The organism is Streptomyces sp. NRRL WC-3549, assembly GCF_000721935.1.
Taxonomy (GTDB): domain Bacteria; phylum Actinomycetota; class Actinomycetes; order Streptomycetales; family Streptomycetaceae; genus Streptomyces.
In genome coordinates this window covers 53,953-69,723 of record NZ_KL585403.1, presented here as the reverse complement: position 1 = coordinate 69,723, position 15,771 = coordinate 53,953, and the positions used below count along the sequence as shown (strand labels likewise).

The 15,771-nt window shown below is 73.0% G+C and carries 9 protein-coding genes and 2 pseudogenes; 5 read left to right on the top strand and 6 right to left on the bottom strand.

All coding sequences use genetic code 11. The features are described 5' to 3' along the window. Positions 1–510: pseudogene (locus IH13_RS0117675) on the bottom strand (alpha-xylosidase); the annotation flags it as partial. Between the two features lie 55 nt (positions 511–565). Continuing rightward, positions 566–3,448 carry a glycoside hydrolase family 3 C-terminal domain-containing protein gene (locus tag IH13_RS0117670; RefSeq protein WP_031085557.1) on the bottom strand — a complete coding sequence of 961 codons (2,883 nt, stop codon included), beginning with the start codon at positions 3,446–3,448 and terminating at the stop codon, positions 566–568. Between the two features lie 418 nt (positions 3,449–3,866). Between IH13_RS0117670 and IH13_RS0117665 the strand changes: the two genes are divergently transcribed. From IH13_RS0117665 to IH13_RS37755, 5 genes and pseudogenes are all read left to right on the top strand, one after another. Continuing rightward, positions 3,867–5,540, top strand: coding sequence for an extracellular solute-binding protein (locus tag IH13_RS0117665; RefSeq protein ID WP_031085554.1), 1,674 nt, complete (start codon positions 3,867–3,869; stop codon positions 5,538–5,540). A gap of 105 nt (positions 5,541–5,645) precedes the next feature. Continuing rightward, on the top strand, positions 5,646–6,728 hold the full coding sequence (locus IH13_RS0117660; protein WP_031085551.1) for an ABC transporter permease: 1,083 nt from the start codon (positions 5,646–5,648) through the stop codon (positions 6,726–6,728). After that, positions 6,725–7,708, top strand: coding sequence for a carbohydrate ABC transporter permease (locus IH13_RS0117655; protein ID WP_031085549.1), 984 nt, complete (start codon positions 6,725–6,727; stop codon positions 7,706–7,708). Before IH13_RS0117660 ends, IH13_RS0117655 begins: the two co-directional genes overlap by 4 nt. A gap of 54 nt (positions 7,709–7,762) precedes the next feature. After that, a complete protein-coding gene (locus IH13_RS0117650; RefSeq protein WP_031085548.1) occupies positions 7,763–9,739 on the top strand; it encodes a beta-galactosidase in 1,977 nt (658 codons plus the stop codon). Then, positions 9,736–11,917: pseudogene (locus IH13_RS37755) on the top strand (glycosyl hydrolase family 95 catalytic domain-containing protein). Before IH13_RS0117650 ends, IH13_RS37755 begins: the two are co-directional and overlap by 4 nt. Before the next feature lie 79 nt (positions 11,918–11,996). Here the strand turns inward: IH13_RS37755 and IH13_RS0117640 are convergent. The 4 genes from IH13_RS0117640 to IH13_RS0117625 all read right to left on the bottom strand — a co-directional run bounded on the left by IH13_RS0117640 (position 11,997) and on the right by IH13_RS0117625 (position 15,683). Then, positions 11,997–13,745, bottom strand: a complete 1,749-nt coding sequence (locus IH13_RS0117640; protein ID WP_031085545.1) for an aKG-HExxH-type peptide beta-hydroxylase — start codon at positions 13,743–13,745, stop codon at positions 11,997–11,999. Between the two features lie 41 nt (positions 13,746–13,786). Beyond that, on the bottom strand, positions 13,787–13,975 hold the full coding sequence (locus tag IH13_RS0117635) for a hypothetical protein (protein WP_051835865.1): 189 nt from the start codon (positions 13,973–13,975) through the stop codon (positions 13,787–13,789). Between the two features lie 101 nt (positions 13,976–14,076). After that, positions 14,077–15,189, bottom strand: coding sequence for an effector-associated domain 2-containing protein (locus IH13_RS0117630; protein ID WP_031085541.1), 1,113 nt, complete (start codon positions 15,187–15,189; stop codon positions 14,077–14,079). Beyond that, on the bottom strand, positions 15,186–15,683 hold the full coding sequence (locus IH13_RS0117625) for an alpha/beta fold hydrolase (RefSeq protein WP_234433319.1): 498 nt from the start codon (positions 15,681–15,683) through the stop codon (positions 15,186–15,188). The genes IH13_RS0117630 and IH13_RS0117625 overlap by 4 nt, the downstream gene beginning before the upstream one ends. Positions 15,684–15,771: the final 88 nt, after the last annotated feature.

Here is a 15,771-nt window from a genome sequence, read left to right as displayed (position 1 = left end):
GCGCTCGCCGAGCCCGTAGATGTTCTCCCCGACGTCCAGGGCGAGCTGGGCGACCATGTGGTGGGCGCCGTCGGCAGTGGTGGCGAAGGCGGTGCCCTTGGGGTCGACCCCGGTCAGGCGGCGCCCGTCCGGGCCGAGGAAGGTGAGGCCCCAGGGCCCGTCGCCGTCCATGCGCAGGGTGAGCGGGCCGCTGGAGAGCTCGGTGACCGCCCCCTCCCGGCGGGTGCGGGCCGCGGGCGCGGCCTCGTCCCCGGGCAGCAGGGTGAAGTCGGGTCCGCGCCGGACCTTCCCTGCGTGGTGGGTGGCGCGTACGCCGATGACGCCCTCGGCCGGCGAGAAGCACTCGACGGTGATCAGCGGGGTGTTGAGGGTGTCGCCGCGTGCCGCCACCCGTTTGACGGCGGCGTACGCGGTGAACCGGCTCTCCTCGACGCGCAGATCGCGGATCTCGGTCGCGTAGGACGCGCTGACGCCCTCACGCATGAGCCAGAAGCCGTCGGTGAACTTCATGAGGACTCCTTGCCGGGGGCACGGGGACACGGTCGGGGGCCGGACGGCGGGGGCGTCACTCGGCACCCCCGGCCGGGGTGAAGCCGAGACGGGCCAGACGCACGGTGCCCCGCAGGGTGACGCGCACGTCGTGCACACCGTGGGGGCCGAAGGCGGCCTCGACGGTGCGGAAGGCGTACGCTCCGCCGGTGTCGGGCACGGTGACGTCCGCCCTCGCGCCCCCGGCCTCGACGGCGACCGAGCCCGCGCCCGACGCGGTCAGCGTCAGGCCGTGCACCCCGGAGCCGAAGTCACAGTCGAGGTAGCACAGTTCACCCGGCCGGTCCGAGGAGGCGGGGGCGACGACGTCACCGTCCTCCTTCGTCCGGTCGAGGATCTCCGTGTCCTGCTGGGTGTCGTAGTCGGCCGCCTCCAGACCCCGCCGCACGACGGGGCGCGGCCCGGAGGGCTCGCCCCCGGTCTCGACGGTGGCGGTGAGGCGGATGTCGGCACTGGAGGCACCGGCCAGGACCTCGTACACGCCCGGTTCGACGGTCCAGCGGCCGTGCGCCACGCTCCAGTGCCCCAGCTCCTCGAGGGGCACCGTGAAGGCGAGACGCTCCGACGCCCCGGGCGCCAGGTGCACCCTGCGGTGGCCGGCCAGCTTGCGGCGCGGCAGGTCGCGGTCCGCCGCGCGCGCGGCCCGTACGTAGAGCTGGGCCACCTCGTCGGCGGCGACGGGCCCCTCGTTGGTGACGGTCAGCGCCACCCGCAGCCGGTCGCCTTCCAGTTCGGCGGTCAGCTCCGTGTACCCGAAGCGGCTGTAGGCGAGCCCGTGGCCGAACGGGAAGAGGGGGGTGCCGTCGAAGTACAGGTAGGTCTGCTTCGAGCCGATGAGGTCGTAGTCGAACAGGCCGGGCAGGTCGGCGTCGGAGGCGTACCAGGTCTGCGGGAGCCGGCCCGCCGGGGACACGTCACCGGCGAGGACCCGGGCCAGCGCGGTACCCGCCGCCTGGCCGCCGTGCGCGGTCCACACCAGCGCGGGCAGGGCCGCCGCCGCGTCCGTGACCGCGTAGGGGTACGCGGAGGTCAGGACGAGGGCGGTACGCGGGTTGACGGCGTGGGCCGCCCGCCACAGGCGGTCCTGCTGGGCGGGGAGCGCGAGCGTGGTGCGGTCCTCGGTCTCACGGCCGTTGATGTGGGGGTCGTTGCCGGCGACGACGATCACGGTGTCGGCGGCGGCGGCGACCCGCGCCACGGCGTCCTCCCCGCGCTCCACGGTCTCGGTCCTGAAGACCGTGGCACCGGCGGCGGGGATCCTCTCGCCCGCGACGGCGACCTTCGCGCCGTCGGCGGCGACGGCCACGTATCCACCGGTTCCGATGTGTACGAGGCGGTGGCCGTCCTCGTGCCCCTCCACCGCCTCCCTGCGGAAGGTCTCCTGGACGACCCAGCCGCCCGGCTCGTCCGCGGACGCCCTGACGTAACCGTCGTCGGCGACCGAGAGGTACAGGCCCTCGTCGGTGCGGAAGGTGAGGACGCCGTCGCCCCAGTCGACCACGGAGAGTTCGGTGGCCGTGTCACCGCCGGCCAGCGGTGGGAGGTCGGTGCGGCCGGCCAGCAGCGCGGGGTCCAGGGCGCCTTCCGCGCCCCGGGCCTCGCCGTGGGCCGGGGTGGTGCCCTCGGGCACCCGGAGCCAGCCGTCCCCGCAGGCGAGCCGGATACGGTCGGCGCCTTCGGCGAACAGCACGTTCTCGGCGCCGTAGCGCTCGCGCAGACCGTCGAGCGGGGTCGAGCGGTGCAGGAGCGTACCGCTGTACCAGTCGAGCTTGCAGGCGTCGGCGAGCAGTCCGACCACGGCGACGGTCCGGCCCCCGGCCGGTGCCAGGGGCAGCAGCCCGTCGTTCTTGAGGAGTACCACCGCCTGCTCGGCGGCCTCCTGGGCGAGCGCCCGGTGGGCCGGGGTGTCGAAGGCGTCCGTCGCCGCGTACGGGTCGAGCTCCGGATCGAACTCCCCGAGCGCGAAGCGCAGGGCGAGGAGCCTGCGGACGGCCCGGTCGATGTCCTCCTCGTCCAGGAGCCCCTTCTCCAGGGCGCCGCGGATGCGGCCGGTCGTCACGGAGGAGTCCTGGCCGTGGTCGGTGAAGCTGTCGACGCCCGCCTTCAGGGAGGCGGCGGCGGCCTCCTCGTGGGTGTCGAAGTAGTGCTCGGAGTCGACCAGGTTGGAGGGCGCGCCCGCGTCCGAGCAGACGACGAGCGGCTGGTCGGTCCAGCTGCGCAGGTGCTGCTCCAGCAGCGGGGAGACGTGGTTGGGGCGGCCGTTGACCAGGTTGTAGGCGGGCATGACCCCGGCCACGGCTCCGGCCCGTACCGCGTCGCGGAAGGCCCGCAGGTCGTACTCGTGCAGGACGCGCGGGCGCACGGAGGAGGAGGCGGTGTCGCGGTCGGTCTCGTTGTTGTGGGCCAGCCAGTGCTTGAGGACCGGGGCGGTGCGCCAGTAGTGCGGGTGGTCGCCGCGCAGCCCCCGGGTGTAGGCGACGGCGACGGCGGAGGTGAGCGCCGGGTCCTCGGCGTACCCCTCCTCACCGCGTCCCCACAGCGGGTGGCGCAGCAGATTCACGGTGGGCGCCCAGACGTTGAGTCCGATCCGGTCGTCCGTGGCGCGCTTGGCGCGGACCTCGTCGCCGACGGCCTCGCCGACCCGGCGGACCAGCTCCTCGTTCCAGGTGGCGCCGAGGCCGACGGCCTGCGGGAAGACGGTGGCCGGTCCCATCCAGGCCACCCCGTGCAGCGCCTCCTGCCCGGTGCGGAACGGTCCGAGCCCCAGCCGCTCCACGGCGGGGGCGAACTGGTGCAGCATCGCGATCCGCTCGTCGGGCGTGAGCCGCCCGAGCAGGTCGTCGACGCGGGCGGCGAAGGGCAGGTGCGGGTCACGGAAGGGAAGCGGATGGTCCGTCACGTGCGGGTCCCCTTGGAGAGGTGGGAGGTCTTCCGGTCGTCGGGCACCGAAAGAGCCCTCGACGTCATGGAAAGATCTTTCGAAGCGCTTCGATGCTCGGCGGACAACCCCGCAGGTGTCAAGACCGCAGAGCCTCCGACGAGGCAGTTCGGGCCGACGCTCCCCCGGGAAACGGTGGGGGAACAGGTCGGAGGAATTTGGAAACGGACTCTTGTGCGACCGGTGTACGTCCCTTAATCTCGCTGCAACATCGAAGCGCTTCGACGGTCTCGGGGCGCTGTTGCACCGCTGTTGGACCGTTTCATCTCGGCCGGTGGCACACAGCCGGCCCGGCCAGTAACGCCCCACCTCAGACACAGGAACCGAACGGCGCTCACCCGCCGTGTGTCGTCCTGGTGCGCCTCGAAGGGTTGACGCAATGACGCCGAATTCCGCCCCCTCCTCCGCCCCGAGCCGGAGAAGGTTCCTCGCATCGGGTGCCTTCGCCGCCCTCGCCGTGGCCGGCGGAGCACCGCTGCTCGCCGCCTGCGGGGGCAGCGGTTCCGGTGGGGCGAGCAGCAAGGAGGGCACGACCACGGGCAAGGCGCTCAAGAAGGTCCTGCCGAGCCACGTGCCGTCGAACCTGGTCCAGCCCGACGTGGCGAGCGTCAACGGTTCGAGCCCCGGGTTCACCGAGCTGCCCGACCCGCTGGTCGCCTCGGTGAAGTCGGCACCGGGCAAGGGGTCGTCGTTCCGGGTCATGACACCGCTGTGGGGCACCGTCCCCAAGAAGAACAACCCGTACTACTCGGCGGTGAACAAGGCCCTCGGCTCGACCCTCGACTTCGACCCGCAGGACGGCAACACCTACCAGGACAAGATCGGCGCGGTCCTGGCCGGCTCCGACCTCCCCGACGTCATGACCATCCCCGGCTGGAACATGCAGGGGCAGATCCGCAACGCGATCACCGCGAAGTTCGCCGATCTGAGCCCCTACCTCGCGGGCGACGCGGTCAAGAAGTACCCGAACCTGGCCAACATCCCGACCGGCGCCTGGCAGTACTCCGTCTTCGGCGGCAAGCTGCGCGGCCTGCCCATGCCCAACCCGGTCATCGGCAACGCGATCTTCTACCGCAAGGACCTGCTCGGCTCCGGCGCCCTGCCGGCGAGCGCGGACGACCTGCTCGCCTTCGGCAAGGAGTACACCGCGCCGAAGAGCAAGGTGTGGGCCTTCGACGACCTGTGGACCTGCGTCCAGAAGATCTACGGCCTGCTGCCCGACGCGCCGCACTACTGGCAGCTGGAGGGCGGCAAGCTGGTCCACAAGATCGAGACCCAGGAGTACCGCGAGGCCCTCGCCTTCGCCCGCAAGCTCCACGACGGCGGGTACGTCCACCCGGACGCCGAGGCCAACAAGGACGCCGACTCCAAGATCCGCTTCACCAGCGGCCACGTCCTGATGTACAACGACGGGACCGGCGGCTGGAAGGGCATGGTCACCGAACAGGCCGCCGCCAACCCGAAGTTCGACATGCAGGCGCTGGACTTCTTCGCGGCGGACGGCGGCGCGCCGGTCCTGTGGCAGGACGACCCCGCGGGCATCTTCACCTTCATCAACAAGAACCTGCCGAAGGAGAAGATCGAGGAGTTCCTCGCGATCGCCGACTTCGCCGCGGCCCCGTACGGCACCGAGGAGTTCATGCTCACCAACTACGGCGTCAAGGGCACCCACTACAAGGTCGAGGGCGGGGTGCCGACCTTCACCCCGCAGGGCATCGAGGAGGCGCAGCCCGCGACACTGCTGTACGTCGCCTCCCCGCCGCACACCATCGCCTTCCCGGACGAGCCGCGGCTGGTCGAGGACTACGCGGGCTGGATGGCCCGGCAGGCCCCGCACCTGAAGAAGCCGCTCTTCTTCGGCATGCAGGTCGTCGAGCCCCAGCGCTACGCCTCCCTGTACACGCCCTTCGACGACCTGCAGAAGGACGTCCGGCGCGGCCGCAAGAAGGTCAGCGACGTCGACGCGGCGGTGACGACCTGGAAGAACAGCGGCGGCGACAAGCTCCGCGACTGGTACCAGGAGCTGCTCGAGAAGAACGGCTCCGGCGTCTGACGCGTACGGGCCACCCGAACCGTACGTACGACGAAGGAACAGCAGGCCGCCGGGGACGAGGAGCCCCGGCGGCCGGGGCGGAGAGCACGACATGGGGAGCACAGGGTGAAGCCTCGGGCGACGGTGGCGAGTGACGCGGGCCGTACGGACGGGCCGGATCCGGCCGGGGGCGGCGGCCGGGCCGGCGACGCCGCTCGGAGCAGATCACGGGCGGTCAGGCCGTCCGCCCTCCGGCGGGAGGACGGGGCCGCCGGGGAGCAGCCCGCCCGGGGCGGGATCACACGCCGGCTGCGACTGCGCCGCGACCGCACGCTCATCCTGATGACGCTGCCGGCGATGGCCCTGCTGCTGGTCTTCAACTACATCCCGCTGCTCGGGAACGTCGTGGCCTTCCAGGACTACGACGTGTACGACCTCGGCATCACGGGCAGCCCCTTCGTCGGGTTCGACAACTTCACCCGGATCTTCCAGGACTACCGCTTCTGGGAAGTCCTCCTGAACACGCTGGTCATCTTCCTGACCCAGCTGATCCTCTTCTTCCCCATCCCGATCGCCATCGCCCTGCTGCTCAACACGATCATGAGCGCCCGGGTGCGGGCCTGGGTCCAGGCGATCGTCTATCTGCCGCACTTCTTCTCCTGGGTCCTCGTCGTCACCGTCTTCCAGCAGATGTTCGGCGGCGCCGGCCTGGTCGCGCAGTGGCTGCGCGAACACGGTCACGAGGGCTTCGACCTGATGACCAACCCGGGCTTCTTCAAGTTCCTGGTGACCTCCCAGGCGGTCTGGAAGGACGCCGGCTGGGGCGTGATCGTCTTCCTGGCCGCACTCGCCGCCGTCAACACCGACCTGTACGAGGCCGCGGCCGTCGACGGTGCGGGTCGCTGGCGCCGGATGTGGCACGTCACCCTCCCGGCCCTGCGTCCCGTCATCGCCCTGCTGCTGGTGCTGCGGGTCGGCAGCGCCCTCAACCTCGACTTCGAGCAGATCCTGCTCCAGCGGGACCAGGTGGGGGCGGGCGCCTCCGAAATCCTCGACACCTACATCTGGTGGACGGGCATCAAGACCGGTGACTTCGGCTACGCGGCCGCCGCCGGTGTCTTCAAGGGACTGTTCAGCGTCGCCATGGTGCTGGGAGCCAACAAGGTCGCCCACATGATGGGCGAGCAGGGGGTGTACTCCAAGAAATGACGACGATCCTGGACACGAAGAAGGACGGCGGGCGGTCGGCGGCCCCCGTCGCCGAGCGGACCGCGACCCCGTTCCAGCGCGCCCTGCGCGCCGAGCCGCGCCCGGTGTGGGAGGAGGAGCCCACCAAGGCGGGGATGGCCTTCAAGGGCTTCGGGCTCTTCGCCATCTGCGCGGTGATCCTCGTCCCCATCTGGGTCGTGGTGGTGACCAGCCTCTCCGACACCAAGGCGATCAACGAGGCGGGCGGCCTGGTGGTCTGGCCGAAGAGCGTCACCTTCGTCGCGTACGAGGAACTGCTCAGCGGCGGGGCCGTCACCCGGGCGGCGGCGGTGAGCATCGGGCTGACCGTCGTGGGCACGGTGTTCTCCATGGTGGTCTCCGTGCTGTGCGCCTACGGGCTGAGCCGCAAGGACTCCTTCGGGCACCGGCCGCTGCTGATGACGATGATGGCGACGATGTTCTTCGGCGCCGGTCTGATCCCGACCTATCTGCTGGTCACCGGCATCGGGCTGAGCGACAGCTACTGGTCGATGATCCTGCCGAGCGCCATCAGCGTCTTCAACATCCTCGTCCTGCGCGGCTTCTTCATGGACACCGCGCCTGAGCTCATCGACGCCGCCCGCATCGACGGGGCCGGCGAGTGGCGGATCCTGCTCCAGATCGTCATGCCGCTCTCCCGTGCGGTCATCGCGGTGATCTCGCTGTTCTACGCGGTGGGTTACTGGAGCCAGTGGTTCAACGCGATGCTGTACATCCAGGACAGCGACAAGTACCCGCTGCAGATGATCCTGCGCCAGCTGGTCCTCCAGCACCAGGTCCCGCCCGGCGCGATGGGCGCGGCGGTGAGCAGCGGGCAGATCAACAGCCTGGCCGTGCAGATGGCGGTCATGGTGCTCGCCCTGATCCCGGTGGCCGTGCTGTCGCCGTTCGTCCAGAAGCACTTCCAGAAGGGCATGCTCACCGGCGCGGTCAAGGGCTGAACCCACCGCCTCCCGCACCCCGGCATCCCGTACGACACCAGGAACGAGACGTCCATGCCCTCCCTGCACGACGCCACCCGTGGCCGCCTCCTCTTCGGGGGCGACTACAACCCCGAGCAGTGGCCCGAGGAGGTGTGGGCCGACGACGTCCGGCTGATGAACGAGGCCGGCGTCAACTCCGTCACCGTCGGGGTGTTCTCCTGGGCGAAGATCGAACCCCGCCCGGGTGCACGGGAGTTCGGCTGGCTGGACCGGCTGATGGACCTGCTGCACGCCCACGGGATCGGGGTGGTCCTCGCCACTCCCACCTCGTCCCCGCCGCCGTGGATGGGCGCGCTGCACCCCGAGACCCTGCCGCGCGCGGAGGACGGCACGGTGGTCTCCTACGGTTCGCGCCAGCACTTCTGCCCGAGCTCGCCGGTCTACCGCCGGTACGCCGCCGCGCTCACCGAGGACCTCGCGGCACGGTACGCGGACCACCCGGCGCTCACCGTGTGGCACATCAACAACGAGTACTGCACGCACTGCTGGTGCGACGAGACGGCGGCGCACTTCCGCCGCTGGCTGACCGCCCGGCACGCCTCCCTCGACGCGCTCAACGAGGCCTGGGGCACGGCCTTCTGGAGCCAGCGGTACGACGCCTGGTCCGAGATCCTGCCGCCGCGCGCGGCCCAGTACCTGCGCAATCCGGCACAGGTGCTGGACTTCAAGCGGTTCACCTCCGACGCCCTGCTCGAGTGCTTCACCGCCGAGCGCGACATCGTGGCCCGGCACACCCCGCACATCCCGGTGACGACCAACTTCATGCCGCTGTGGGCCGGTCAGGACGGCTGGGCGTGGGCGGAGCAGGAGGACGTGGTCTCCGTGGACGTCTATCCGGACGCCGCCGACCCGCGGGGCGGGCAGTACAACGCGATGCTCGCCGACATGACGCGGTCGCAGGCGGGCGGTCCGTGGATGCTGATGGAGCAGGCGGCGGGCGGCGTCAACTGGCGGCCCGTCAACCGGCCGAAGCCGGAAGGGCTGAACCGCCTCTGGTCGCTCCAGTCGGTGGCCCGGGGCGCCGACGCGGTCTGCTACTTCCAGTGGCGGCAGTCACGGCAGGGGGCGGAGAAGTTCCACTCGGCGATGCTTTCGCACGCCGGTGAACACGGTCGCGCCTTCCAGGAGGTCAAGCGGATCGGGGCCGAACTCGCCCTGATCGGGCCGGAGGCGGCCGAGGCGCCGGTGCGGGCCGACGTGGCCGTGCTGCACGACTGGGACGCGTGGTGGGCGAGCGCCCAGGAGGGCCGGCTCTCCACGCTGGTCGAGTACACCGATGTGGTGCGGGCCTGGCACCGGGGGCTGTGGGAGAACGGCACGGCGGTGGACTTCGCCCGCCCGGACGCCGACCTCGGCGGCTACCGCGTGGTCGTCGTGCCGCAGCTCTACCTGCTGCGCGACGCGGCGATCGACGCCCTGGTCGCCTACGTGCGCGACGGCGGCACCCTGGTCTGCGGGTTCTTCACGGGCATCGCGGACGAGGACGACCGGGTCAGGCCCGGCGGCATGGACGGCCGGCTGCGCGAGCTGTTCGGCATCCGTACGGTGCACGAGTGGTGGCCGCTGGACGCGGACCAGGTGGCGGAGTGCGAGGGTTTCCGCGGCACCCTGTGGTCGGAGGAGCTGGAGCCGGACGGCAGCGCGGAGACGGTGTCCGCCTACCGGGGCGGCGAGCTGGACGGGCTGCCCGCGGTCCTCCGCAAGGGCTCGGCCTGGTACGTCTCGACGCTGCCGGAACCGGAGGCGCTGCGCGCGCTGCTCGGCCGGGTGACCACGGGGGCGGGTGTGCGCCCGGTGCTGGAGGGGCTGCCCGCCGGGGTGGAGGCGGTGCGCCGGGGCGCACTGCTGTTCCTGCTCCACCACGGGCGCTCACCGGTGACGGTGGAGCTGCCGGGCCGGTACACGGACCTGCTCACCGGCGCCGTGGCGGACGGCCGGCTGGAGCTGGGCCGGTACGGGGTCGCGGTGCTGAGAGACCTCCCGGCATGATCGACGGCACGTGGGAACCGGCCCCCGCCGCCCGCTGGGAGGACGCCTTCCTCAGCGGCAACGGCAGCCACGGCGCGATGGTGTACGGCGATCCGGCGGACGACCGGGTGATCGTCAGCCATCATCTCCTGGTGCGGCCCAACGGCAGCGAGGGCGTGCGTCCGCCGGAGCTGGCCGACCGGCTCGGCCGTCTCCAGGACGCCCTGCTGGACGGTGACGTGACGGCGGCCGAGGAGTTCGGCGAGGGCCGTCCGCTGATGTGGGTGCAGCCCTTCCACCCGGGGTTCCAGACCCGCGTCCGCCGCGACCGGGGCATGCACGAGGCGGTCGCCGGATACCGGCGCGAGCTCGACTTCACCACGGGCGAGGTCAGCGCCTCGTACGAGGCGTGGTGCAGCCGGGTGTTCGTGTCCCGGACCGACGACGTCGTCGTGCAGCACGTCACCGATCTCGGGCTCGGCGCGGAGATCTGGCTCGATCCCCTGCTGCCCGGCGCCCCGGCGCGGCTGGCGGTGGGGCGTTCGACGGCGCTGACGCCGAACGGCGCGCGCCTCGCGCTGCGGGTCGGCTACCCGGACGGCGACCTGGCGTACACCGGGGTGACGGTGGCACGGGTCGACGGCGGCACGGTCTCCGTGGCGGGCGAGGGCATCCGGGTCGAGGGGGCGCGCGCTCTGACGCTGACGACCCGGGTGCACCGGGGAACCGGGTGCCCCGACGCCGGGGCTCTGTGGGCGGACCTGCCCGACGCGGAGTACGCCTCGCTGTTCGCCCGGCACCGGCCCGCGCACGGCACGGCGTACGGGAGGGCGTCCCTCACGCTGCGGGACGCCGCCGGTGAGCGGGAGCTGCCCGGCAGCGAACTGCTGCGCCGCCCGAAGAGCCCGGCGCTGCTGGAACGCCTCTTCGCGGCGGGCCGCTACCACCTGCTCTCCGCCTCCGGGACGCTGCCGCCGCGGCTGACCGGGCTGTGGACCGGCGACTGGGACACCGCCTGGTCCGGGGCGTTCACCACGAACGCCAATCTCAACCTGCAGATCTCCTCGGCGGCGGTGGCGGCCCTGCCCGAGGTCACCGAGGCCCACGCGACCCTGGTGAAGGGGCAGTTGCCGGACTGGCGGGACAACGCGCGGGCGATCTTCGGGGCGCGGGGCATCGTCGCGCCCTCCCACACGGACGGCGAGTCGGGGCACACCCGGCACTTCCAGCGCGCCTACCCGCTGCCCGCTCCTGGAACACGCCGAGGTGACGACGGGGGCGCCGGACCCCTGGCTGACCGGCGCCCTGGTCGAGGTGGCGCTGTTCTACGAGGACTTCCTCACCCGCGAGGACCCGGACGGGCGGTTGGCCCTCGTCCCGTCGTACTCCCCGGAGAACAGGCCGGCCAACGCGAGCTGGGGCACGGTCAACGCCACCATGGACATCGCGGCGGGCCGCGCCCTGACCACGGCGGCGGCGCACGCACCGGGCCACCCGTCCGCGGCTCACTGGTCGGCGCTCGCCGACAGGCTGCCCGACTACCTGGTCAACGAGGACGGGGCGCTCGCGGAGTGGGCCTGGCCGGGCCTGGAGGAGACGTACGACCACCGCCATCTGAGCCATCTCTACCCGGTGTGGCCGCTGGACGAGATCAACCCGTACGACACCCCCCGGGAGGCGGCCGCCGCGCACCGCGCCCTGGAGCTGCGCGGGGCGGAGAACGACTCCGCGCACGGGCATCTGCACCACGCGCTGATCGCGGCCCGGCTGCGGGACCCGGCGCGGGTGGCGGCGGCGCTGGACGCGGTGCTGGGCGGCGACTTCTTCCACGACTCGCTGATGAGCGCGCACTACCCCTGCCGCGACGTCTACAACGCGGACGCGGCACACACCCTGCCCTCCGCTGTCATCGAGTCGCTCGTCCAGTCCACGCCGGGCCGCCTCGTCCTGCTCCCGGCGCCGCCCGCCGCCTGTCCGTCCGGCGATCTGCGGGGCGTACGGACCCGGTTCGGCGCCGAACTGGACCTGCGCTGGTCCGAGTCGGGCGCCACGGCCGTCCTGCGGCCCACCCGTGACGTCCGCGTCGATCTGCGCACGGGCGACGCGTTCGCCCTCAGCGAGCCCCGCCCGGACGGTCCTCCATTCCTGCTGGAGCTGACCGCCGGCGTGGACCGCGTCCTCACCCTGGGGCCGCGGTAGGTACATCCTCCGTCCCCCCATGGAAAGGACACCCCACGGCACGTCCGGCTGCTGCTCGCCGCCACTCCTGCCGTCCCCGTCATCCGGCGAGCCAGCGGGCGGCCTCGGCCCAGCGGGCCGGTTCCACCATGCCGAACAGCGCGGCCGACCGCTCGGGCCGGGCCAGCAGGCGCCGGTCCGCCGGCCGCAGCGCCGTATGGGCGAGGAGCCAGCCCGCCAGCGCGTGCGGGTCGGACACCCCCGCCTCCGGCGCTCCCCCGGCGGGCACCCTCGCCCCGGGCGCTCCCCCGGCGGCCAGGCGGGCCGCGTACGCCGACAGGGCGGCCCGCGGGTGCCCCGCGACCAGCAGTGCGTCGGCGCCCGGCCCGGTCCCGGCGGCGGTGTCCGGCGCCATGTACAGCGCGCACCGGTCGTCCTGCCAGTAACCGCCCGGCCCCGGCGCGACCAGCGGCTCGCCGCCCCGGACGGGGACGGACCCGAAGCGCCACGCCTTGGCCAGGCGGTCCCGCTCGTCCTGGCCGCAGCGCAGGTTGCGCAGCCGCCACTCCACCCGGTGGCTGACGGCCGCGGCCCGGGCCCTGGCCAGGGCGGCGGGTTCGACCGGTTCGCGCAGCCAGCCGTCGACGGTCCCGGTCAGCCGGGCGACGAGCCGCTGCCCGGCGACCGTCAACCGGGCCCGGGTGGCCAGGGTGCGCAGGACCATACGGGTCTGGAGCCGGCGCAGCGCGAAGAGGAACGCCGCCCGGTCCCGCGGGCCCGCGTCCGTGTCGCGGGCCCGGGCCCGCCAGAATCCGGTGACGCCGACGAAGGCGTAGGCGCCGTGCAGGAGTCCGGGCAGGTGGCGGGGGTCGGCGCGCCAGGGCGCGTAGTGGAGCTCGGCCCGCTCGTCGTCCTCGATGAGCGGGAAGAGGTGGAGCAGGGCGCCCAGTTTGCTGTGCTGGAACTCGTGGACGAGGGTCTCGGCGAGCGCGACGGGGTCAGGGGGCCGGGCGATCACCATGGAGGCGAAGGCGTCACCGGTGGAGGCGCTGAGTCCCGAGGACGGCACGGGCAGGCCGCTCTCCCGGTCCGTCGGCTGCCAGGGGACGATCCGGCTGATCTCCTCGGGCCGCAGGCCTCCGGGGCCGGCGTCCGCGTCCCGCCGGAGCAGTGCCACCGCGTCCGCGAAGAGGTCCTGCCAGGCGTGGAGTTCGTCCGGGCCGAGGCGCCGGGGCGCGATCCCGGGCCCGGTCGGAAGCCGGTGCACCGGCAGCCAGTGGGCGGACTCCGGTGCGTCGAGCGGCCGTACGCTGACACCTGGCCCGTGCGGGCCGTGGACCGTGATCCGGCCGGCGCGGACCTCGATCGGCACGGCGTGGAAGCCGTCCTCGTCCGGGCCGGGCAGCCGGACCATGCCCAGCGCGGGCAGGCTGACGGACGCGCCCCGGGCGGGCAGCAGGAGGGTGGTCTCCGTACCCGCGTGGACGGCGGCCGTCGCGGCGACGGCGGCGAGCTGTCCGGCGTCCGCCCACAGCGGGGGCCCGGAGGCCGTGCCGTGCAGGCGGCGCAGGGTGTGGGCGAGCCAGCTGCCGACCTGGGGACTCAGCAGCAGGTCGTCGACCGGTCCCGGGGCACGAGTGGCGGCCTCCTCCAGCGCGGTCCAGGCCGCGGTCGCGTCCAGGGGGCCGAGGAGGGCGGGGTCCGCGTCGAGCCGGTCCAGGAGCGCGCGCAGCAGCACGAGGCGACGGGTTCGTTCGCCTCGCACCAGGAACGCGACGGCCTCGGGTGAGCCGCCCCCGGCGGCTATCTCGTCGAACAGCGGGCCGGGCATACGGATCGGGGCGTACATCTCGCTCCCTGTCGTGGACGGATCGTGCTCGGCCGGACCGGCTATTCGGCGCGTCCGGGTTCCCCGCCGCCCATCGCGTTGTGCCGCGCCCGCCGGAGCTCCGCGAGCAGACGTGGACCGGCTGGGGCGGCCTGGATGCACCGCACGTCGGCGAGGCGCACGGAGTCCAGGTCCATGAGGTCGGATTCGATGTGGTCGGGTGTGCCCTCGGCGGGTACCGGCTGGTGCAAGGCGCGCTCCCCCTTCGCGTGCGGTGGCACGGGATGCCACCTCTTCCTCCATCATGACGACTCGGCCCCCTTCCCGGAACCCGTGTGATCACGCCGTCCGGTCACGTCCCGGGGCCGGTCCCCTCCACGAAGTCCTGTAGGGCGCCCTTGAGTCCGGTGGCGCGCTCGGGGTCGGGGTCGAGCAGGGTGACGGCGTCGTACAGCTGCCACAGCGTCCGGGGCCGGGGGCGGAGCGTGCGGAGGATCCCCACCAGGTCGGTGCGCGGCATGCTGTGGCGTGGCATCCGGGACACGACGTCCGCGGGCAGTTCGTTGACGAGTGCCTGCCGTTCGTCACGGTCGCTCATCAGGGGATACGCCAGCAGCGCGTCGATGAGACGGAGCATCGGGTGGCCCGGCGACGCGGGTGCCGCACCGGCCGGCGCGGGTGGGGCGGGGGCCGGTGGGCCCGTCGTCGTCCACCCCGGCCTCGCGAGGAAGTAGTCGGGGAGCTGACCGGTGAGACCGGCCTTCCGCAGCCCGTGCATCCTCGCCTCGACCGCTGCCAGGAGAGGGACCGGATCGGGCAGCGGATCGTCCGGAAGCGAGTCCAGAACGATGTCCGAGAACAGTCCGAGCCGGCGCTCGGGATCGTTGGCCGCGCGCTGCCCCCGCCCGGCGGCGAGCATCACGGTCTGTTCGTGCGCCTGGACCCGCCGGCCCATGGGCAGGCGTTCACCGGGCAGCGTCTGGGGGAAGTGGTGCTGTTCGTCGAAGGTCCGGCAGGCGTCGGCCATCCACATCTGCCGGGCCAGGCCCGTCACCGCGTCGGTCCTGAACAGGGCGCGGGCCGAATCGAGGTCGATGTTGCGCCGGTCGGCCACGGTGGCGTCGGCGCTGTAGAGGCGCAGGTGTTCGTCCGTGTCGAGGACGCCGTGGCCGCCCCACCAGACCCACAGGGCGTCACCGCCGCGTTCCGGTACGTCGGTGACGAGCGCGCGGCGCAGACTGTCGTGGTCGGCCGGCCGGAACGGGGCGCCGGGCTCGGAGCCCGGCAGCGGCGCGAGATGGAGCAGGATGCGGCTCTCCGGCACCCCGCGCGCCAGCAGCCAGTCACGGAAGCGCAGGGCGTCCCGGGCGGGCCCGGGCAGGTCCCAGGCCGCCCCGGCGCCGTACCGCTCGATGCCGACGACGAGGGCGACGACGCGCTCCGGCGGCACGGCGTGGCGGGTCACGGGAGACGCTCCGCGAGCGCGCGGTAGACCGCCGGGTCGCTCCAGTAGGCGCTGTGGGCGACGGGGAAGGGCTGCCGGCTGTCGGTCGCGACGTCGTGGGCGCGGCCGGGGAAGAGGGGCTCGGCCGCGTGGCCGAGGAGGTCGCGGCGGTCGTAGAGGTTCAGCCACGGCGGGACGTGACCGGGGAGCGGATCGGGGTGGACGAGCGAGGGCAGCGCTCCCGTCTCGTACAGGAAGGGGCCCTGCGAGCCGACGGTGACGAGCAGTTCGACCCCGGGCAGCCGGCCGGATATCAGGGTGTCGAGACAGATGACGCCGCCGAGGCTGTGTCCGAGCAGGACCACGGGCGGCGGGAGGGTGGCCACGAGGTCGCGCAGGTCCCGGCGTACGGCGTCGCCGCGGGCGAGGTACTTGAGGATGTCTCCGGCCGCCGGGTGGGCGGCGTCGGTGAGGGCGCGCCGGCGTCGTACGGCGTAGCGGGAGCCGAGGCGCACCAGAGGACGGGCCGCCGCCCTCAGCAGGGGGCCGCGTCCGGTGCCCGCGGGGGCCGCGCCCAGACGTACGCCTGTCTCTTATACACAT